Origin of the sequence: Enterobacter asburiae, from assembly GCF_007035645.1 — a bacterium.
Classification (GTDB): Bacteria; Pseudomonadota; Gammaproteobacteria; order Enterobacterales; family Enterobacteriaceae; genus Enterobacter; species Enterobacter asburiae_B.
This window is the reverse complement of record NZ_AP019633.1, coordinates 63,739-84,759: the sequence shown is the minus strand read 5'-3', so window position 1 is coordinate 84,759 and position 21,021 is coordinate 63,739. Positions and strand designations below refer to the sequence as shown.

The following is a 21,021-nucleotide window of genomic DNA, read 5'->3' as shown; positions in this document are numbered from 1 at the left end:
GCAGTTGCATCGAGAATCACAGGAAGTGGCTGAGTGAATTGCCACGGATAATCCAGGCTGAGCCTCTTAATTGTCACAGCCTTTTTTCACAACATATTGAACTATTGCTCGTTACGTTCTTTCCTGTGAAGCAGGGGCTCTCATCCAGACTGCTGAACCAGCAACACCGGGGCAGCACTCTCTTGGGCAGAAAACCGTATATTCATTATATGTTCTGTATTCTGTGTTCGGTCGCACCATGACCCGATTTCCTGAGCGATATGGTCCAGGTAAGGCCGTTTACAGCCCGCGTTCAAAGTCAGCGGTGATGAACATTACTTTCAATAAGTTGCTTTTATCTCCTGAAGCTCATGGTTTCGTTGACTGGTCAGCGACAGCGCTGGATAGCAGCAATATCCGTGCACTCATCAGATGAGCTGCCAGGGCTAAAAAGAACATACTGATATCTCCAGAGATAGTGTGCGGGGTCGCACTCGCGGTGGTTTTGGCACAAAACCAATCTGACGATAGACGGAAACGAACTGCCGTTAAATATCGTGCTCAGCATCGGACAAAGCAACGAAAGCCAGTCCGTAGAAAGCAAGCAGGACTGCATTGGTGTTCAGCACCAGAGAAGCGACGTGGTCATGCTGTACTGGCGGATAAAGTTTACTCCGTGGGATATGTTATCTAAGATATTGAAAAAATACGTGAATAGGGCGATTTTTTGCTTCAAAGCGGTACTGCAGCGCAAAAAGTATTTTGTGGTGATGGGAGTTGAGGCTTGCTGGCACGCCGTTTATGCGGACGTGTACTCCTCAGAACCCGACTCACAGAACTACAGCATACGGTTTCCGGCAGATGAGTGTTCCCACTCATCTTCAGCGAGAATTGAACGTTGAACCTACCAGCTTTAGTTTCCTGAAGCAGAGAAAAGCCCTGTCCTCGGTGCAGGTATGTTCATTACTGAAAAGTGAAAGCCCCTCCAGACTGATTCAGGCAATAATTGAAGTGGGCGGAATTAACAAAACATTTGATTGATGATGAAGCGTTCCGCAGGCTTATACTGACTTAACTTAACATCGGAGAAAGCAGCTATGCGGTTGCCAGAGCGATCTGCCACGGACAGAAAGTGAGATAGGAAAGCATTATACCGACGGTCTGGAAGAACAACCGTGCGCTCTGGCACTTGGCTCTAGATAACATGCGGTACGCCGCCCGCAAGTGCGGGCTGTATATCGGCGTTTTCTGTGCTATCCTTTCCAACGGAAGTCGAATCAAATGGCATCTTCACATTCATTTCTCTTGGGCGCCTGGTCAGACGGCGTCTCGCAGCCGCCCATCACCATCAAATCGCAGTGGCGCAGCCTTATACTGACCGCCGGATGTGATTACTGGCATGTGTACATGTCAAAAAAGAGGGCCGGTGGCAAAAACATCGTGAAATAAGACTCAGAGAAAGCTGAAGCTACAAAATGCGGATGCGGCATTTGACGTTTGTCATAACGGTGGGCTCTGTTGAACCCGCCGTTAGTGGACATCTAAAATTACAAGTGCGTTTTAAACCATTCTGTCTGAATGCTGATAACCTGCTTAAGATGCTCTCCTGCATAAAAATCGTAATGACGTGCACTGCTTACCTCGTATAGCCTTTTTTCTTTGGCCCCCACAGCGTCAAATAAGGCTCGTCCCTGCTCCGGTGGATTAACCGTATCCTGACCAGCAATAACGATCAGGGTTGGGCACGTCACCAGTGAGGCATTAAATGCGGGTTTATACAGAAGAGTTTCGCGCACCGTAAGGAATGGTATTTTAATGTCCATCTTTGGATGTTGCGTTCTATTTTCTTCAAAAAATGATTTTGATTCTGTATCGCTCAGTACCCGATTGACCCCCACGAACATTTCTTTACCGGTGCTCTTCTGCTTTTCAGCCATCTTGTCCAGGGTTGAAACAAAAGCTTCTTTCTCTTCCTTATTCATATTCCCGGTGACTATTCCTTCACCGTCTGCAAAAGCCAACTGACTGACAATACATTTGACCCCCTGGCTTCTGACCGCCGCACCAAATACGTGGCATCCTCCAAATGATGTTCCCCACAGGCCAATACGCTGGGCATCAAGGGATGGCTGTTCTCTTGCCCAGTTAACAACGGAGATAATATCGTCAATTTGCATAGCAGGGACCAGGCGTCCGCGTTCGCCGTCACTGTCCCCAAAACCACGATAATCAAACGTGATGGTGGAGAATCCGGCGCGGGTAAATGCTTCAGCAAAATCAGGTAGTAAAAATTCTCTGATACCACAGAAGCCATGGCACAAAATGAGCACCGGGCTTTTTGTACTGTCGGAGGGAGAACGAAGCGTCAGAACGATGCCGTTAGAAATTTTTTCTGTTGAAATTTCCATTAATATATATGTCCTTTTATCAGGTCAGTCATTAGAAGAAAAATTAAGCTCTAGAACTCTGTTTAGGAATCTGCAGATATTGGTCCTGAATATAGCACCTCCGACCAACGTTCTAAATACAACCGATTAAACTGGTTCTTCCTTTGATCCAGAACGTCTTTTCCATTTAGATGTAAATAAACTAACTAGCTTAACTAGTTATTTAACGTCATAGCTGAGGATTAATTTCCTCCGAACATTATAAATCAATACAATCACAACAATAAATAAACACATCACACTAATAGGATTAGTTAAAAATACAGCGACATCTCCTCGTGATAGCAGCATAGCTCGCCGTAAATTCTCTTCGAATATTGGGCCAAGAACAAAGCCCAGAAGTAAAGGAGCAGGTTGAAATCCTAGGCGAGATAAAGAATAACTAAAAACGCCAATAGCCAGCGCAATCAAAACATCAAAAATATTTGCATTCGTGCTATATACACCGATACATATTAAGAAGAGTACAATAGGAAATATTAGTCTATAAGGAATAGATAGCATCTTAGTCCAGCATCCAATCAGAGGTACATTAAGAATTAAAAGTAATAAATTCCCAACCCAGAAACTGGCTATAAGCCCCCAAAAAATTAACGGATACTCGTTTATTAATTGAGGACCTGGCTGAATATTTTGGATCATTAGCGCACCAAGCATAAGCGCCATTACAGCATCTCCTGGAACACCGATACTCATAGTCGGAATAAACGCAGTTTGTGCAGCAGCACTGTTCGCTGCTTCTGGACCTGCAACACCTTCAATTGCTCCATGGCCAAAACGCCTTGGCGATAATGATATTTTTTTTTCAATTGCATAGGACATAAATGATGCTATAGTTGAGCCAGTTCCAGGCAATATACCAAATAATGAACCTATTACTGAGCCTCTGAGAATCGGCATTATTGACTTTTTTCTCCCATTTCGATTTAGTCGCATTGACTTTATAGATATATTGGAGTCGACGGTTTCCCGATTATTATCGCGGTTAGCATTACGCAGGACATCGGAAATTCCAAAAAGTCCCATAGCGATCGCAACAACTGCAATCCCATCATTGAGTTCTGCAAACCCAAACGAAAACCTAACAATTCCTGAATTAATATCTGTACCGATGAGTCCAGCAACCAAACCTAAAAGCATCATCGCAATACCTTTTAATGGTGAGCTCACAGAAACAGTCGATGCCAGCAAGAGACCAAGCATTAAAATAGAAGTATATTCTACCGCCCCAAATTTGAATGCAATACCTGTTAAAAAAGGAGTGAATAATATTATGAGAATAATACCTACAGATGCGCCGATAAAAGATGCAAACATTGAAATCAACAATGCTTGTGCAGCAAGGCCTTTTTTGGCCATAGGATATCCATCAAAACAAGTAACTGCATGCGATGTAACACCAGGAATATTCAATAAAATAGATGTTATTGCCCCGCCATATTGAGCCCCATAATATAGACCAGCTAACATCATCAGAGCAGCAGTAGGATCTAGATTATAAGTAATCGGCAATAGAATAGAAATAGCAGCAAGCGGACCAATCCCAGGCAAGACCCCTACGACGTTTCCAAGAAAAACCCCTATAAAGGAGTATAGTAAATTAATTGGCTCTAATGCTACAAGAAAGCCGTCAAAAAGGCTAATAATATTATTCATAAAAACTTACATCTCGCGGAAAAATGGAAGCTGAATTTGAAGAACAAATGCAAAGAGTAACATTGCAATAACACTTGCCAAGGACAGTATCAACGCAGATAACGGAGAATTATTTTTATCCCCTAGTGCTGATATAAACACTATCGAGAAAGTTGCAGGTACTAGACCACAATAAATGCCCAAGATCACGAAAGCTAAAAAACCCCCAACAAGGAAGAAGAAAGCTCGTAATTCTTGCGTGGAGACTTTTTCGATCTTATCTTGACTTATAGGCACTGCAACCATGATTATACTTATGACAACCATGCTCCCACCTATAATTAAAGGAAAAAAACCCGGCCCCATATTTTCTAATGTTCCTCTCGGGTAGCTAAGTCCGCCATACAGAGTAATGATAGCGATTGAAAATATAACCACTGATGAAGTCCACTCTCTTTTTTTACTTTTCAAATTTTCTGTCCATCTCTATTGTTAAAGTTATATTTCATAACATATCTAAAAGAATTGGTTAAGATTTTGTGTTATAGTATTGACTTGCATTTCTGGCGACCTCATCTTTTTTATTTAGTTAAGGGACTGTTTGGCAATCGCCTTTTATAGAATTCTATAAATAATTAAAAATACATACATCAGGGTTATCCATAATTTTATGGCTAAAAATTATCTAGCTGTATCAATAGCAACTCTAGCTGCTGCTAAATCCCAGGCGGCACAACCGACAGTCTTAAAAAAAATGGGGCGTGAAAAATCAGGTTGAGATGTCAAAATATCGGAAAGCGAATGAACCTCCGACCAATCAATTTTCGCTTGAAGCAAATCACCCGCCTCATTTATGCCGCCTGTTTTTTCATCTATAACCACCTGACTGGAACGTACTGTATCAGCAAAAATCTCAGAAGCATTTGGATTACATGTTCCTACACCAATAAGCAATCGTCCAGCGATTGCTGGTTCAGAATAAACAGGATTAGTACTGCTAGTCATAGTTATAACTACATCTACAGACTCAGGGACAACGTTACTAGTGCATGGGCGTAATTCCACACCAATCGAAGAATGTTTACGGCAAAACTCTTTAGCTTTAGCCTCACTTGTTGCTTTAATCCAAAAACTCATATTAGGAAACAATATATTAAATGCCTGTAAGTGACTTATTGCCAGTTTTCCCGTACCGATTAACATTCCCTCAGAAGGCGGAGCAGAACAGAGATGCCGCATACCAACTGCACTTAATACCGCTGTACGCCTTTCTGTTACTGTAGGCCCATCCAGTAATAATATTGATTCGCCACTTTTTGAATCGTAAACCCTTACCTCACTATGTACTAGCGGTAAATCTCGCTTGCGGTTGTTGGGATTAACGAGGATTAGTTTGTGTACAGTTATATCATGGGCACTAGCAACCATCGAATAAAGATGTCCGTGTTCAGGCAAGGATATATAGGTGCGTGGAGGGCAAGATATTTTCCCTTCGCCATATTCACGGCAAACCTTTTCAAGCGAATTAAATAGTGCTAAATGCCCGAGAAGATGTGCAGTCTCTTTAGCATTCCGAGTAATTTTTTCTATTTTTCCAGGTTTTTTCCAGGGTAAAAACACTTTTAAACTCATATTACAAACCATCCATTCGAGTTACATGAAATTATTTTGAGCTGTTTTTTTCAGCAAGCGGCGTCCACTTTTTAACTTCATTATTTAAAAAAACTTTAAATTCCTGTGTGTCAGCACCAACATAAATAGCTCCTATATTTTCTAATCTACCCTTGATCCATATCTTATCGACTGGCTGAGTCAAAGCACGCGCGATAACCGATATTACTTCAGGGGGAGTGTTTTTTGGAGCAAATAAACCAACCCATCCTGACGCTTCATAGTTATATAAATCAGGAATCTCAGAAAGAACTGGCACATCTGGTAGATCCTTGAGGCGCCATTTTTCGGTAACTGCAAGAATTTTTATATTGCCTGAGTGAATATGTGGAGTTACAGAAGGAAGACTATCTAGCGTAAAATCTAAACGACCGCCTATGAGATCGATCAATGCGGGTGCGCTTCCCTTATACGGGATATGGGTAAGTTTCATACCAGTCATCTCTTTTAACAACTCAATACCCAAATGTGAAGTAGAGCCCCGACCTCCACTACCATAAACAAGTCCTGCATCACTATTTTTGGAAGTGTTCACTAAGTCCTGTACACTGTTAAATGGAGAGGACTTATTTACAACTAAAGCCATCGGTGTTCTGGAATAAAGAGCAACAGGGATAAGGTCGAGCTCAGGATCAAATCCTGCTTTTGGATAAATTATTTTGTTAGTAACACTGGGGCCTAATGTGCTTACCAAAAGTGTGTAACCATCTGAACGAGCTTTTGATACATAAAACGCCCCTATATTCCCACCTGCACCAGGTTTATTTTCAACAATAACTTTAACCTTCAACTCACGAGATAAATGCTGTGCCATTATACGACCAGAAATATCAGCACCACCACCTGGAGGAAAAGGAACTATCAGCCTTATCATTTTTGATGGGTAAATTTCAGTTTCAGCAAAAGCCGATGCGAAAAAAATTTTATTAATAAAAAATATAAGCATCAAAAATAATTTACATAATCTGTAGTTTATCATTAGTAAATTACCATAAAGGTTTGTGTTTAATACTTCCCAGGTTTTAATTGAAATATCCATTCATATTTAAAACCGCCAACTTGATAAGATTAGAATGTAAGCAGTAACTAGGTTGAGTTCTTCCTATTTATTGGCACGTAAATGTGTTTACCCCATTAACGTGGCACCAATATTTTAATGATAAACAGAATGCTTTTAAGTTATAACGGCAATTGTTTAAAATTACACTATATTAGCAACTCAATGTTTAATATCATAATTATATTTCTCACTCGCGTAAACCCCTAAAAAAAACTTCAATTGTTTTTTTGTAACTTAAAACTAGTATTTAGTGTTGTTATTTGATTCGTAAGGCCCTTCAGTACTGGTGCCCACCGAGGGGTTATAGACTTGATGAATCGCCACAGGTTAGACGCCTCAGAATCATTTATGGACTGACCACGCCCTGGTAGACGATCCTGCCCTATAGTTTAAGGCTTCCAATTCAACCATAGAGGCGCTTGTGATTGTGCAGTTGGATCACTTATATATCGATCTTTCATCAACTACAGGTTTAGTATGTACAATTTCCCCTTTTCTTTAGTTGCTATGTAGGTGTTTTTACATGATTATATAAATACGCATTTACTTGTGTTTCAGCTAATGCTCATAATCACGTACGTGGCTTTTTTCTATAGATCATAAAACTAATTAGATAGTTTTATTATAAACAGAGATTACATATATCTTAGTCTTTATAAAATTTCTTATTACCCTGAGAAATTTATTGATTTTCTGTCTATGAATTACGTGTTAATTATCATGTGGAGATATATCCTTATGCGAAGTTAAAGAAAGCAAAATTAACATTGGTTCAAATATATGGTTGTTTATACGCTCTGACTTCAGAGCATTTAACTAACCATGATCGCTATCGGACGCAGCATCAGGATCTTCATTCATTTGATTTATCTTGATTTTTTTGATAGCACACTTTAAAAGTGGTATTTTCTCATAAAGAAATTCACCAAGGTCATAATAGTTTTCTTGTGAGATTATTTTGCCTTTATATATGCATGCGTATGTGCAGCCATTTAGTTCTGCAATTGTATTGAACGTTAAAATAGGATGTGACCAGTATAATGTCCATGTTATGGCGAAAGAACGATCATTTCTCAGTGGTTCATCTGTTAGCAGATAATGTACATTAAGGTTTAACACCAACGGTGACAGAGCTTTTTTTAATTTATTCAAACCATAATAGCACCCGAAAGGATCAATTAAAATTACGTCAGGGTGATATATCTCATTGAGTATATGAGGAGGGCGCATATTTATTGCGCTATAATAATCAATAAACTGACTTATTGTTTTATCTATCATCTTCATGATGTTTACCTTTTCAGGATTGTTAAAAATATGATGTCACTGATCATAGTAGTTCAGATTTCACAGTTATGTCTATAATACTTCCCATATCGAGTTGATGTTTTTTCATAAGTTTATACAGGGGTGTTCTTTTTATGAATAAAGATGCTAGATTCAATCTAAACTGCTCAATCGATATGTAGTTATTCTGGAAAGTCACATCACGTGGCGCGTTTATAGCTATTTTGTAATGTTCGCTTTGTTGTTACACCTTTTACCTCTCGTTGGTTAGATGAGTAAAAAGTACGTTATCTTTTGCCGATTATTTACTTATTAAAATGTACCTTTGAAAAAGTAGACTCTCTGCGGTACGCTTTGGCGTATACTTTTCCCCGATTTTTCACGCAGCGCGCCGGACGCTTTCCGGCCCGGACGGAGCACTGGATGACACTGATGCCTGACGATGAACCAGAGCTGATCCCGTCGCCGGTGGGTATTCCCTCAGATGAGGATTTCCTGCCTGCGCTGTCAGGCGGTGATGCTCCGGTCAGTCCCGCCCGGGCCTACCTGCTTTCCCTGAACTCCCCCCGCAGCCGGCAGACCATGGCCTCTTTCCTCAGGATTGTCGCCGGCATGCTCGGCGCCGCCACCATGGATGCTTGCAGCTGGGGCTGCCTGCGGCGCCATCACGTGATGGCCGTGACCGAGCTGCTGCGCGACACCGGCCGGGCCACGGCCACCGTTAACACCTACCTATCGGCGCTCAAGGGCGTGGCGAAGGAAGCCTGGATGCTGAAGCTGATGGACGTCGAAAGCTTCCAGCACATCCGGGCGGTGCGTAATCTGCGCGGCAGCCGTCTCCCGCGCGGCCGGGCCCTACCGCCGGAGGAGATCCTGTCGCTGTTCGGTGTCTGCGAGGCCGATGACTCCAGCATCGGGGTGCGTGATGCTGCGATGCTGGGTGTTATTCTTGGCTGCGGCCTGCGACGCTCGGAGGCCGTAGGGCTTGATTTAAGTGACATTGTCACAGATGAGCGGGCACTCCGGGTACTGGGCAAGGGCAACAAGGAGCGCCTCGCCTACATGCCGGCCGGCACCTGGCAGCGGCTCAGAATGTGGATCGATGAGGTTCGGGGGGAAAAAGACGGGCCGCTGTTCACCCGCATTCGCCGGTTTGACACCCTGACGAGCGACCGACTGACCGACCAGGCGGTATACCATGTCCTGCAGGTGCGCCAGCGTCAGGCCGGGATAGGGAAATGTGCGCCGCACGACCTGCGTCGAACCTTTGCTACGGCCATGCTGGATAACGGCGAGGATTTAATCACGGTTAAGGATGCGATGGGGCATGCCAGCGTCACCACCACCCAGCAGTACGATCGCCGTGGAGAGGCGCGCCTGCGTACGGCGCGCGACCGTCTGGATCTGATATGAACTTAACAACATATTAAGATACCAAGTTAACAAGATAGTTAGCGTGGATGCTCGCATACTGCGCAATTTTCTGAAATGGTGTCACAGTGGAACTTCCGTTAAAGTAGGTCTGCTGGCTATCCTGCTTCCCCTTCTGAACCGGGGTGGTTTGGATATGCGGGATGGCCGGTCCTTTTCGTTCTTTCGCCGGGTACCATATGTGATTTTGAAGGTTATGAAGCGTGAAAATCTTCTGCAACTTCAGAAAAGTAGCTGAGTAACCGGGTATCTCTCGCCGGCATACGTTCATGAGCCGGTGTTATCAGCCCCATCAGCAGAAAGCGGCCGCTATCCCACATGTGTTCTGTGTAAATGAGATAGTGATCTGAGGTACGGTTGTAGTTCTCTTGTCTGGCACTCCAAGTGAGCTGGAAATGCAGATTAACGTGAATATGCAGGACGTTAGCATTGACAGCGAATGGCGGGAAATCAAAAGGGGCGTCCCTTCCAAGAAGATTTGATGGTGCGCCAGTTGATTTATACGTAATGAACTCTGCTTGTAACTGGCTCTCCAGCTCAGGGTAAACGGCAAACGTGGGCTGGAAAAAAGTATCCCACGTGAGATGACTATACTCAGCCGTTAACGCCATTTAGCCGCAGCTCTGTTGCCTGAATCCAGCAGGTGATTCATGGCCGAGAGGTTGATTCCAGAGTCACGCACTTCTGTCGTTCGTGTGATTTGATCAATCAGACTAAGGTAGTTTTTGGTCGCAAGACTGACCATTTTAATGGCCTTAAAGAATGCAAACTCAACAGAATTCCTGTCATACGACTGAACGATGTTTTTTTCCGGCAGCATCAGAACAAAGGACTCTGCGATACCTGCGACATGGATAGTATGATTTCTGATGTCGCTGGCGACTTTGATAGCGCCGGAGAAATCGCTGTCTGCATACCGGGCCAGCTCGATGCGACTTGAGCGTAATTCTTCAGCTACGTCATTGAGAGCAACAGTGAGCTCGCTGATATCGGTTTTGTTGACTCTGGAGCCCATTTCGTAAACCCGTTCAACAATCGTAGGCTGACACGCAACCGCTTTGGGTTGCGGCTGGAAACTGGCAAGAACCAGTGCCACTGCGGCCTGCAAGTGCTGGATTTTAAATTTCACGACGGGCTCCATAATCATCATCTCTCGACGAGGCGCTGCATTTTACTACTGAACTTAACTATATGCGAAAAAAAGTTGGTTGCATATGTTGCTGGCACAGCAAACAGGAAATTGAAATCCTCTATCTGGCCGTGGCTTTCTGGATTGCAGCCTGGAGTCTTACAGCGGTTACAGCTTCCGGGAAAACCGTGATGGTGTCAGGAGTCGCTCCGCTAACGGGCATGACGATGATCCCCGGCGTTCCGGTGAGTCCCAGCGCCTCAGCCAGGTTACTGTTTTTCTCAAGGGATGCGGTATGGTCGCCAGGAGCTGGGGTGGTCAGTCCCGCCTTTGACGCTGCTCCGTGAATATCCTCCGCCGTCAGTTTGCCTTCATTATGGCCGGTGGCGTAGATGGCATTGTGATAGGTGACATAGGCCTGCGGCCCTTTCTTTTGCCAGACCGTCAGCCCCTGCTGCGCAGCCTGAAGTGAAGCTTCCCAGCGTCCACCAAATATTGGCCACTCCTTAAAGAGGTAGCGGACGTCCGGCTGCGCTTTCATGACCTTCTCCAGCTCCGGCGCGAAGCGGCTGCAGAACACGCACTGGTAATCAAAGAATTCAATCACAGCGACCTTTGCATTATCAGGCCCGTAAGCCGGGGTGTCCGGATCATGCAGAAGGTTCGCCTGATTCTCCATCACGCTGAGTGCAAACATCTTCTGCTTACGTGTCTCCTGCTGTTCCTGCAGCTTACGACTGACCGTCACCAGTATCTCCGGGTGCGACACCAGGTAGTCAGCAGCGATTTCGCCGATACGTGCCTCCTGCTCCGGGCTGAATAAGGGCTGAGGGGCCGAAGCGTGTGCCATTGAAATAAAGCCAATGTATGTTGTAACTATTAATGCTGCTAATTTGTTTGCTTTCATAGCCTGATTCTCATGATTAAAAGGGGGATTAACGTTCTTTCTGAATGGTTCGAGTGAGGGTCTGTTCTTCACGCTCCGGCATGCGGCCGCGTTCAGTATTTTCTGCCGCCCTGAGCATGTCTCGTTCAGCGTTTGCCAGATCTGCAATCACACGCGATGCCCGCGACTGTTCACCAGCGGTCTTGTCAGCACCTTCCAGCTCGCTTCTGACGCCTGCAGCGGCTTTTATTTCCTGTCCATCGGTGTTTTCCTCACCTCTGACCCTGGCGATCACATCCGCATCCGGGTTGAGTGGTTCCGGTTTACGCGGGTTAATGTCTTCCGGTTTCAGTCTGATCACCTCTTCCTGTGGAACTTCCGCCAGCAACGACTCCGGCTGCCTGCTTCGTCCGGCTTCTTCATTGCGAACCTGGTCTGCCAGCATTTGCTCGCGCAGCTGCTGTACGTTCTGTTCGTCCGTCAGCGTGGAGACAATACCCGGCGACACATCCTGTTTTGTCCCACCGCTTACCTTAAGCAGCCATGCTGAAGGCGGTTCATCACCGGTCTGCCAGACCACGCCGTCCTTTGGATGATTTCGTACTGCATCGAGTGCAGCCGTCAGGTCGCTGGCCACAATCGTGTTTCCGGACTGACTCCGCTGCAGCACGGCGCCACGGGCACGCTCTGTCATGACCATTCGTGTCTCCCCCTGAGCCATCCGTCCTTCCGGGCTGGAAACCAGGGAAACCAGGGCCAGGCCCGCACTCCTGCCATTGTTGTCATACACCGGCAGCGCCAGCGCCGGTTCAGGAAAGCGCCGGGTGGCCGGGATGATTTTTGCCGTCAGTGACGCATCCTGCATGCCCTGATGGCGCACCCAGGCGCGACCGATGGCCGTTTTATTCACCGGCTGCCCCATTGCCCAGATGGCTTTCGCCTGTTTGCGCTGCGTTTCCGGTGCCAGCGCATCGTGCGCAGTTTTGATATCACGCTCCGGTGTTTTTACCGCCTTAACCCAGTCCGCTTTCCCGTCGGTGTATATCTGGACGTGCTCTTTCACGCGTGAGGCTGAAATGTAGAAGGCACGACGGGAAGCCAGTGCCTTACGTCCGTCTTTCGTGCCCTCAAGCGCAATGACATAATCACTGCTGGCCCCCTGTGCGCCGTAGCCGGTGACGGCCCAGCCGTAGTCGATATGCTGCTGCGCCCGGACCTTCTCCGGATTGATGGTGACGCGACCGTTCTCCCCTTTCAGACGGATATTCCCCTCCTCGCTGACCGACTCCACCGTATAGCGCTGGTTGGCCATCTGCCCCTGTTCGCGATCGGTCGCCGTGAACTTAAGCAGATCGCCGGAACGGACTTCCATCTCGCTGCGGCGAAACAGCTGCACGTCACCGGTGATCAGCTCCTTCGGTGAAATCAGAGCAATCTTCCCTTCCTCATCACGTACCGTCACCGTTCTGCCGTTACGGTCAACAGCCACCACATCCTGGTAGCGGTCACCGCGTTTAACCACCATCCCTGCTTCCCAGGCCTCTGTTTTGTTGAACTCATGGCGCGTATGGGTGATTTTATCGAGCACAGGCACCTTAATGGCCTTCTCCCCCAGTTCTCCCCGCGCTGCAAGCGCGGCATGAATGCCGGCATTTATCGCTTTACGGTCGGCGTTCAGCTGCGCAATGATGAGCGTACGGGACCGCGCCTCCGGCGTCCGGTCCTTCCAGTCCGCCACGATGTCGTTAACAGGCGTCTCCGTTTCCTGAATCGCACTTTCCGGGAGCGCGGCTGAAGCGCTACGCGCCACACGGTCAGCCGGCTGGGTTTCAATGCGCTGCAGGGCCGCATCGATCCGGTTATCGATGATGTCGTGAACGGCGCCGCGCAGCTGCATGTCTTTCTGACGGACGATTTCCTTCATGATGGCCACATCCATCGGGCTTCGCTCCTGCATCAGCTTAAACGGCGCGCCCACGTCGACCGCTTCAAACTGGTCGATATCCCCCATCGAGACTGCACGTCCGCCGCCGCTGGCAATGGCCTGGAACAATGCCGCCGTATCCTGGTTGCCTGCCATTGATGATTCATCGATAAGAAACACCTGTCCTTTATAGTCAGGTTTCCCGCCTGCGGCCGTCGCCTGGTCATGCTCAACGACAAAGGATTTGATGGTCTGCGCCCGTACACCGACGTCGCTCATTTCTTTCACCGCCTGGTGCGTAGGAGCAAGCCCCGTCATCACCGGACGAACGTCCGCCGGCAGGGTCTCCAGTGCAGATATCACCGCCTTCAGCTGCGTGGTTTTCCCCACGCCGGCATAGCCCTGAATCCCGATAAACTGATCGGTGGTACCCAGCACCAGGGTGGTCGCCTTTTTCTGGCCATCGGTGAGTCCGTTCAGCACGGCCTCCGGTACCTGTTCCAGCAACGGCTGCTGCGTACCTTTCCCTTCCTCCACCACGCGCAGAATGGCTTTCTCCATCTCCCAGGTGGACCGGGACACCAGTACCGGCTCTCCCCCTGCGGATACGGACAACAGCTCGCCATTTTTAATCATCGCGCCAATTTCATTCCCGATGGCTTCGAGGTCGGGATGATATTTCTGCGCTTCCGTCGCCAGCTTAAGCTCGCTGATCACCACGGTGCGCTGGTCGTTAATGGCACGCCACACGGCCAGACCCGCGTCCGTCCGGACGCTGTGATGCAGTGAATCAACCGCCTGACTGACGTCCTGGTGACCGCTCAGGTTTCTGACCAGCTGCACGGGAGAGGCATTGGTCTTCATGCGCTGCAGCCGGGCTTCAGCCCGGTCCTGCACTTCGGCGGTGAACACTTCCGCCCGGTGGCCACTCTGTGCCAGCGAGTTCATGGTCTGGGTCGATATGTCGCGGCTGTTGAGCGCGGCCAGCACCACGCCGGTGTCGTTATCCCGTCCGCCCGGCGCGGTCACGTAAGCATGTGACAGATAGAGCGGCTGGTCTTTTGGCAGCGTCAGTGTGTCTTCCCCCCGTTTAACCTCAATCCCCTTTTCACTTATCCCGGTCACCTCAAGACGATCTTTGGCCTTCAGGCTGTGCTCGCGGTCGCCCGCCACGGACAGCAGTTTTTCGCCGGTGGCCACGCTGAGGGTTTCACGGCTGAAGAGACGCCAGTCAGCGCTGATATCCCCGATTTTCATCCGGGTCAGCACGCCGTCACCGTCGATTAGCGAGAGGACTCGCGTGTCCTCATGCACCCGGTCAATCACATAGGACTTACGCTCTTTTGCGTCCGTGCGATCTTCAAGCACCATGCCGGGACGGTACGAACCTGGCATGCGGCGCGTTTTGCTGTCGAGCCACACCGGCTGCCGGGCCTCTATCTCCACGCCGTCACGCCCCAGCTGCCCTGCGTTCTGCAGCGCCTCACGTACCAGGCCCGTCAGCTGCGCCTGTTCACGTTTGCCGACCACGACGGCGGTGACGTTATCAGTTCCACCGCTCAGCTCTGCAAACCGGTTGGCCAGCGCCTCGTAACGGTCGCGTTTGTTCGGAATACTGACCACTTCGGCCTCCAGCCCGGGCGCAGGCTCCGTGCGGCGGGAGCGGGCAACCCCCGCGGACTCCAGCACGGACATGGCGTTACCGTTCGCCTGCCGTCCGGCACTGTCGAGAAAGACCAGCTGTGCGTCCTGCGCGCGCGCTTCGCCCAGCAGAACCAGCGTCTCCTTTAGCCCCAGACGCTCTGCCCCTTCTATAATCAGCGTGCTCTGGGGTTTAAGGTGGAAATCACCGCTCAGAACATGCTGCCGGCTGATAATCCGTTCACGCAAATCGTCGGATTTTGCCAGCGAAATGGCGCGTTCGGCAGAGCTGGCCAGCACCTGCACATCACGACCATTCGCGCCGGCAATACCGGCCAGCTGCGCGGTCAGGTCACGGATGCCCGCCACGCCTGACGGGGCATTCATCAGCACCAGGGCGTCCTTCTCCACAACTTCAAGCGCCGCCGGCGCGTACTGCGCCGGGCGGGTGAAACTGACGACTTTTGTGGATTTGAGATGCTCCTGACTCAGCGCCTGGATCGAGAGTTCATCCAGCAGGTGAATACGGGAGGTGAAAACCCCTTTCTCACTGTCCAGCGGCACAATCATGCCGTCCTTCAGCGCTGCATCAATGGCCACACGAATATCCTTAATCTCCGGCAGCCGTTCACTCAGCTCAGCGGTGGTCATCATCAGCTCGCCAAAGGTGAAGCGCGTTTTACTGTCGCTGAGCTGCGAGATGGCCAGCCGGACAGCCTCAGTCAGTTCCGGGCGGGGTATTTCAGTGTCCAGCTGCGCGGCAGGTAAGCTCCTGGTCGCCGGTGTCTTTTCGGGACCGGTCTGTGCCGGCTGACTCAGCGTGTCAGTCTGTTGTGGTACTGGCTGACGGGACTGGCTCTCCTGTTCTGCGGGTTGAGCAGGTGTGTCGACGCTCTTTTCTGCCGTGGACGACGTCTGCAGAGAAGCCTGTTCAGGCCCGGCTGGAGCCGGCTTAGCCTGGTGACCTCGCTCCGGCTGAGGCGCGGTCTCACGAAGACCTGCATCACGCGGCACCACGCTCTCCTGATACGCCTTCAGGTCAAATCCCTTCTCCTTCATCTGGCCCAGCCAGCGCTCCATCAGGCGCATCCGCGAAGGGTCAACTTTCGCCCTGCGGGTGTCTTTGGCGGCCACATCCCGGCTGCGCAGCGTGGCTTCAGCCCCCACGGCCCCCTGAATTTCCCGGCCCCGTGATGAATATTCGTCCCTGACTTCTTCCGGAACGCCCTTGATCTCCCACATCCCATGCTTGCCTACTTCTTCCACTTCATGGCCGAGCGCTTCAACCCGCTCGCGCAGCGCGCTGCGATAGATTTTCCCGAGGGTGACCTGGTGCTTCATGACGGTTTCGATAAAGCCGGCGTTATGGATATAGTCCGTGGCCAGAGCTTTCCATTTGCCCGCATACTCCGTCATGTTGGCAATCAGGAGATGGGTGTGCAGCTGCGGATCAAGATTGCGCGAGGTATCATGCGTATAGGCGGCCGCCACCATCTTGCCGGTGTGTACGATGGACGTAACGCCGTCTTTCGTGTCGCGGGCCGAGATGAGCTTCTCCACATAGCCGGCCGCCACGCGGACGGCATGGTTATGTGCTTCCACCATTTCTTTATCGTTGCCGATGAGTGCCAGAATGGACACGCTTTTGGGGGCGGAAAAAGTCAGGTCATGGCCGGGGCGGTGGACGTGCTGTCCGTTAACCTCCTTGCCAAGCCGTGAGCCGTCCGGCAGGCGGCCCTCGAGCACGGCCGTCAGATCATCGCCACGAACATTGCCCTCAAGACCCAGATCTTTTGCACCTTCCCCCATCCAGAGACTCTGCAGGCTCCCCAGAAAATAGTAGTTATCGGAATTGCTGTAGTAGCCTGCAGCCTCACCGGCTGACGCTACTGGGGCGACAGACATCATAGGTCATGCTCTCTCTCGTAATAGTGATGGTCGTTTTCGTCGTAACCCGGGTCGTCCGCGTGACGGTGAAGTAAAATGTTCTCTTCTTCCTGCGCCAGCTGACGGTGGGTGCTGTGGGCTTCATCCTGGGTCTGCGGTGTCACTGACTTCCCTGCCGTCGTCAGACTCAGGCCGCCGTCAGGCAGTGCCGTCACCTTCATATCCAGGTTCATTGATTCGCCCGCATTCTCGCTGGCCTGATCTTCGCCTCCGCCTGAGGTGGCTCCGGTATTGAGCCGCCGTTTCAGCATCCCCAGTGCGCCGACTGCAGCTGGCTCGGAGGGAGCATCCAGCTGGGTTCTGCTGCGGATTTTTTGCAGTGCTGCAGGTATTTCCGGTTTGAGGGGCGCAGTCTCTTTTTGACGAGTTACTGAAGGAGGAGAAGATCGAAGTGAAACGACGTTGTCTTTTTTGTCTTCGGTGACAGTGTCTGTCACCGTGCTGTGATTTTCAGTTACGACTTGCGTAACCACAGGCGCTGTTCGCGATGTGACGGGCTCCCTGGCTGGTACTGGCTTCCGTTCAGGTGCAGCGCTGCGCGAAGGTTTATTTTCTTCCGCCGGAGTACGCGCCACTTTTTCGACGGCCGATGTTGCCGGCGAACCGGATGCCCCTGCAGACGAAACCGGAGCAGGACCGTCATCTGCAGAGGATGTCTCGCTCCCCTTCTCCAGCACTTCATCACCGGTTGGGAACGTCAGACCTGCAGCTGCAGCTGCGCGCTCGTTCTCCTGAATAACCCTCTCCAGCTCCGGACTCAGTGAATCTCGGATATTGCGCTCGAGAAGGCCTGCCTGCCGCTTCTTCGGCGCGCGATATTTCAGCTTAAGACGGACGACCGGATACTCCCCCGGGAGGCGCACATAAAAGTTGAGGTTCGGCAGACGCATGATCTGCTCGTAGTCGACAATCGGGTTATTGACCTCGTCCTTACCGAGGGACACACCGTCACGCACCTGGTCCAGACCGTAGCTGTTCTGCTCGCGGATTTTGCGCTTACGCTGGTTGCCCAGCTCCTCTTCCACCACTTTGGCCATCTCCGCACTAGGTGATCGACCGTACATACGGGTGTTCATCAGGTCGAAGATACTTTTGGCCAGCTCGCGGCCGTAGACGTGAACCAGCTGGGCCATGTTTTGCATCCCCAGCACAAAACAGCCACCAAACTTACGCGCCTCGGCAAGCGTCTCGGCCAGCTCGGGGATACGCTGCAGGCTGGGGGCTTCATCGATAATGAACCATACGCGGCGGTCGCTGTTCTCCCCCATGCTCTGCAGCATCAGCGTGGCCAGAGATACCCACAGCGAGATCAGCGGGCGTACACTCTTGCGGTGACGAGCCTGTGTTGAAATAAACAACCAGCTGCTGTCATAGCGTTCCTGCGTCATCCACTCCCGGATGGTGAACGGCGGCTTCGTTCCGTCATCCAGCCCCTGCAGGTAGCGAAGGGCTTTGGCGTAGTTGGTTACCACAGAGCGAATGGAAATGGCCGTTTTCTCGATCTTCTCCTCAACCAGGTTGGCTGAGGGCGTGTTGGCCAGATATTCACGCAAACTTTTCATGTCGAGTGACAGCAGGGTTTTGAGGAACTTCTCAATGCTGCGTTCCGGGTCCGTCGACATACGAATTGCAAGGTCGGCATAAATAGTTCGCGAGCTGGATACCCAGAACGGATCGGACTCCCCTTCCACCGGAATGAGACTGGCGGCCAGGTTGTCGTAATCGACCGCGTCGACACACTCACCCCACATCTGCCAGTTGGCACAGCGCTCGTCGTGGGCGTTAAGGATGATATCGGTAGACGGGTTATAGTGGGTTTCGGTGAAGGTACAGCCGGAGTCGTAGATGATGGCCCGGTCACCACGTTTGCGGATGTAGTCGAGTAACCAGCGTATTAGCGTCGACTTCCCCACCCCGATAGTGCCATGCATCAGGAAATTGAGTACCTCCGCCATCCTGACCATATGCAGATCACCCACGCGAAGGTCAGAGAACTCACCGTTTTTACGCAGCAGCTTATTCACTTCAGCAGGCTTGTCAGTCAGCTGCATCCCGGAAATGTATTCGTCTTCACTTTCCTTTCGACCGATATTGGCGATAAACCATGTCACGGCGATAAACACCACCATACTGAACAACCCGCTGGCGCCGGCCGCCCACTGCAGCTCAGTCAGGCACTGGTTGCCCATCTCCTGCATATACAGGTCGGTATAGATCTGCGGCAGGGTCATTTTGAGCACCATCATCGTCGCGGTTGGCGCATACCAGTAGTGGACGTCGTAAATTTTTGGCGTCCCCGTTGCCGGCATCAGATCGATAAAACTGCTGTTGATGCTGGCAAACCACCACAGGGAGCCGTTATCAAGGGCTTCCTGTGGAATTCGCCAGAGAAAAATGGCGGTAGTTAGCACGGCGAACAGGATGAAGATCCAGAATCCTATCCAGTTGTTCACCTGAATGAACATGCGCCAGCGGTAGGCGGTCATCTGCCCGCCCTGAGTGAGGTTTTTTCCTGCGAAGCTCATAGAGTGTTGTCCGGCCGTTATTGCATCACCTGTTCGGTGATGTGTGTTATCAGGGGAGAAACGTTGAAAAGGGTGATGAATTACGTGATAGCGCGAGTGGGAAAACGTCGGGTTATTACATCAGACTCAGTTCATATCTGGCCTGCTGACATCCGTCCTCCCAGTCCTGTGCATTAATGTATGCAGCCACAGAACGGACTGAGGAGGCCACATCCTTATAAACCGGTGAATGCCACTCCTGGGGCTCCAGACCATATAGAGTGAATTCATAGCCAGCCCAGCCAGCAATGATGGTCATTCCCTGCCCCTCAGGAAGTGAACCAAATACATTCATATAAGCCCTCGCTAACATCAGCTCACTTTCCAGATGGATAAGCGACCAGAATTCAGCTGAGTAATCTGCACGTTCATTTATCTGATGCATCATGATGGACAAACTCCTTTGAAATTAAGGACGCAACGCTCGCCGCAGACAGGGCTGCGCCAGGCGCAGTCATGCGAGGAAGCGTAATTACTGGTAACTGACAGAAAGCACCGACGCACCCTGCCCGGAATGAGCACGGTTAAAAATCAGCTGTGAGGGAGAACGGCTGCGACGATCGCCGCAGCCGCGGGTATTACATGATGCCAGCGATGGACTTGGCCAGCTGTGCTTCCAGGACAGGTTTTGCCTCTTCAAACTTGAGGTTCACCTTGTTGGCGTTGGATACCACGCGAGTCTGGTATTTAGCACGGTTGCCCTGCTCCGTGCTGGTCTGCAGCTTAATACCTGACGTGCCCTGTTTCAGGGCGGCAATATTGTCGGTAGTGACGGCAGCTTTGCTGCGCTCGGAGATTTGCAGATCGGTCACCATCGTGTAGTTAACGTCTTCGACCATTGCATCAGCAGCCATACCAATCAGCCCGGTGGCCAGCCCTACACCCAGCGTTGCGCCAGCAGACGACGAGTTATACGCCGTAATACCCGCGCCCAGTGCCGCACCCATTGCCGCACCTTCATACCCGGTCTTAAGGAAGCCCTGGGCATCACGTAGATCCATTTTCTCGGCTTTCAGCACGTTTGCCTGAATCCAGTAGTAGGCCGTGTCCGGAGAGCTGGAGACGCGGTAACCTTTCGCGGCCAGTTCATTTGTAATCTGTGCCTGCAGACCAGACATATCCTTGTCAGAGGTATTACGGATCTGCAAATAAACAGTCTTCTCTGATGATGGCTCCAGCCAGATGGTTTCACTCATCTGGGTTTTGACATCGAGGTTACGTTTCTTCACCGCTGTGGACATGGCACCACAACCAGACAGAGCGAGAGTAGACGCGATCAGACCAACAACGGCTAATTGTTTTAATTTCATGAATTCATCCTGTGCATAGAAAAACGTCCCCGTTAGCGAGATATAGCTAACAGAGACGTTATCGGCTGATTTGAAAGGGAATTTAGGTTAAATAGATGGCTTACTTAGAT

Annotated in this window: 14 protein-coding genes and 2 pseudogenes; 3 read left to right on the top strand and 13 right to left on the bottom strand. The window is 50.1% G+C overall.

The features are described from left to right. Positions 1 to 103: 103 nt before the first annotated feature. Both FOY96_RS23305 and FOY96_RS22735 read left to right on the top strand, forming a co-directional pair. A pseudogene (locus tag FOY96_RS23305) lies at positions 104 to 655 on the top strand (transposase family protein); the annotation flags it as partial. Between the two features lie 245 nt (positions 656 to 900). Next, a pseudogene (locus FOY96_RS22735) lies at positions 901 to 1,170 on the top strand (Tn3 family transposase); the annotation flags it as partial. 356 nt (positions 1,171 to 1,526) lie between these two features. Here FOY96_RS22735 and uilS read toward each other — a convergent pair. The 6 genes from uilS to FOY96_RS22705 all read right to left on the bottom strand — a co-directional run bounded on the left by uilS (position 1,527) and on the right by FOY96_RS22705 (position 8,079). Next, positions 1,527 to 2,387, bottom strand: a complete 861-nt coding sequence (uilS, locus tag FOY96_RS22730) for a UilS family quorum-quenching N-acyl-homoserine lactonase (protein ID WP_143347837.1) — start codon at positions 2,385 to 2,387, stop codon at positions 1,527 to 1,529. Positions 2,388 to 2,585: 198 nt separating this feature from the next. Beyond that, a complete protein-coding gene (locus tag FOY96_RS22725; RefSeq protein WP_143347836.1) occupies positions 2,586 to 4,082 on the bottom strand; it encodes a tripartite tricarboxylate transporter permease in 1,497 nt (498 codons plus the stop codon). Between the two features lie 6 nt (positions 4,083 to 4,088). Then, complete coding sequence (locus tag FOY96_RS22720) at positions 4,089 to 4,532, bottom strand: tripartite tricarboxylate transporter TctB family protein (RefSeq protein ID WP_143347835.1); 444 nt, start codon at positions 4,530 to 4,532, stop codon at positions 4,089 to 4,091. Positions 4,533 to 4,742: 210 nt separating this feature from the next. Further along, positions 4,743 to 5,693 (bottom strand): delta(1)-pyrroline-2-carboxylate reductase family protein, encoded by a 951-nt coding sequence (locus FOY96_RS22715; RefSeq protein ID WP_172620543.1) that lies wholly within the window; start codon positions 5,691 to 5,693, stop codon positions 4,743 to 4,745. 31 nt (positions 5,694 to 5,724) lie between these two features. After that, positions 5,725 to 6,771 (bottom strand): Bug family tripartite tricarboxylate transporter substrate binding protein, encoded by a 1,047-nt coding sequence (locus tag FOY96_RS22710; RefSeq protein ID WP_143347833.1) that lies wholly within the window; start codon positions 6,769 to 6,771, stop codon positions 5,725 to 5,727. Positions 6,772 to 7,608: 837 nt separating this feature from the next. Continuing rightward, a complete protein-coding gene (locus FOY96_RS22705; protein WP_143347832.1) occupies positions 7,609 to 8,079 on the bottom strand; it encodes a nuclear transport factor 2 family protein in 471 nt (156 codons plus the stop codon). 423 nt (positions 8,080 to 8,502) lie between these two features. Between FOY96_RS22705 and FOY96_RS22700 the strand changes: the two genes are divergently transcribed. Further along, complete coding sequence (locus FOY96_RS22700; RefSeq protein ID WP_143347831.1) at positions 8,503 to 9,492, top strand: tyrosine-type recombinase/integrase; 990 nt, start codon at positions 8,503 to 8,505, stop codon at positions 9,490 to 9,492. A 212-nt stretch (positions 9,493 to 9,704) separates the two neighbouring features. Here the strand turns inward: FOY96_RS22700 and FOY96_RS22695 are convergent, their stop codons facing one another. The 7 genes from FOY96_RS22695 to traT all read right to left on the bottom strand — a co-directional run bounded on the left by FOY96_RS22695 (position 9,705) and on the right by traT (position 20,911). After that, the gene (locus FOY96_RS22695; protein ID WP_143347830.1) at positions 9,705 to 10,121 is read right to left on the bottom strand and encodes a type II toxin-antitoxin system YafO family toxin; all 417 of its coding nucleotides are present in this window, start codon (positions 10,119 to 10,121) and stop codon (positions 9,705 to 9,707) included. Then, positions 10,112 to 10,639 carry a hypothetical protein gene (locus FOY96_RS22690; RefSeq protein ID WP_223563580.1) on the bottom strand — a complete coding sequence of 176 codons (528 nt, stop codon included), beginning with the start codon at positions 10,637 to 10,639 and terminating at the stop codon, positions 10,112 to 10,114. Before FOY96_RS22690 ends, FOY96_RS22695 begins: the two co-directional genes overlap by 10 nt. Before the next feature lie 121 nt (positions 10,640 to 10,760). Beyond that, complete coding sequence (locus FOY96_RS22685; RefSeq protein WP_143347829.1) at positions 10,761 to 11,546, bottom strand: DsbA family protein; 786 nt, start codon at positions 11,544 to 11,546, stop codon at positions 10,761 to 10,763. Between the two features lie 28 nt (positions 11,547 to 11,574). Continuing rightward, positions 11,575 to 16,998: a conjugative transfer relaxase/helicase TraI gene (gene traI / locus FOY96_RS22680; protein WP_143347828.1), complete on the bottom strand. Its 5,424-nt coding sequence runs from the start codon at positions 16,996 to 16,998 to the stop codon at positions 11,575 to 11,577. Continuing rightward, positions 16,995 to 19,562, bottom strand: coding sequence for a type IV conjugative transfer system coupling protein TraD (gene traD, locus FOY96_RS22675; RefSeq protein WP_143347827.1), 2,568 nt, complete (start codon positions 19,560 to 19,562; stop codon positions 16,995 to 16,997). The genes traI and traD overlap by 4 nt, the downstream gene beginning before the upstream one ends. A 115-nt stretch (positions 19,563 to 19,677) precedes the next feature. After that, positions 19,678 to 19,989 carry a hypothetical protein gene (locus tag FOY96_RS22670; RefSeq protein ID WP_143347826.1) on the bottom strand — a complete coding sequence of 104 codons (312 nt, stop codon included), beginning with the start codon at positions 19,987 to 19,989 and terminating at the stop codon, positions 19,678 to 19,680. A gap of 190 nt (positions 19,990 to 20,179) precedes the next feature. After that, entirely contained in the window at positions 20,180 to 20,911 is a 732-nt protein-coding gene (traT, locus tag FOY96_RS22665) for a conjugal transfer complement resistance protein TraT (RefSeq protein WP_032641144.1), read from the bottom strand. Positions 20,912 to 21,021 lie beyond the last annotated feature (110 nt).